A 662-nucleotide genomic window follows, 5' to 3' on the forward strand; every position below is an offset into this window, starting at 1 on the left:
ACCGGCCGGATCAAGGATTTCCCCGCGAGCCCGACCGGCAAGCTCGATGCGTCGGTGGTTGCCGTCGATCTGAAGCCGCTGATCGATGTCGCCGCCCAGCACTATCCCGACAGTGCCGTGCTCAGGGGACTGTCGAGCCGTGCTGCTGCCTATCCCGAGCTGTTCCAGGATGCGCGCATCGACCTGGTGGCGAGTGCAGCCGACAATGGCGACGGCACCACGGGCCTGGCGGTAAGCGGGCAAGGCAAGGCCGGCGGCTCGGCCTTTTCGGCGTCGCTGTCGGGGAAGGGCGTGGTGGACAAGCTTCTCGAAGCGCCGGTGGCGCTGACCTTCAACGCCAAGAACCCTGATGCCACCGCGCTGCTGGCGCTCTATGGCCTGCCGGCGCTGCCGCTCGGCATGCTGGGCGAGGCAAACACCGATATTCAGGCCAAGGGCACGTTTGGCGGCGGCCTGGCGACGAATTTCAGCCTTGCCGGCAATGACTTCAAGGCCGGTTTCGAGGGAACGATCGCCGACACGCCGCAAGGCCTCGCCGCCAAGGGCAAGCTCAGCCTCGATGCCGCCGACATCGAGCCGTGGCTGATGACGTCGGGCATCGGCCTGCCAGGCATGGGGGCGGGCATGTCGACGTCGCTCGCCGCGCAGGGCGACTACGGCAA

1 pseudogene is annotated in these 662 nt (G+C 67.5%); it reads left to right on the forward strand.

Annotated features, from left to right (window positions below):
* A pseudogene (locus EN969_RS34050) lies at positions 1-662 on the forward strand (AsmA protein); the annotation flags it as partial.

Source organism: Mesorhizobium sp. M7A.F.Ca.CA.003.01.2.1, from assembly GCF_003998945.1.
Taxonomy (GTDB): Bacteria; Pseudomonadota; Alphaproteobacteria; order Rhizobiales; family Rhizobiaceae; genus Mesorhizobium; species Mesorhizobium ciceri.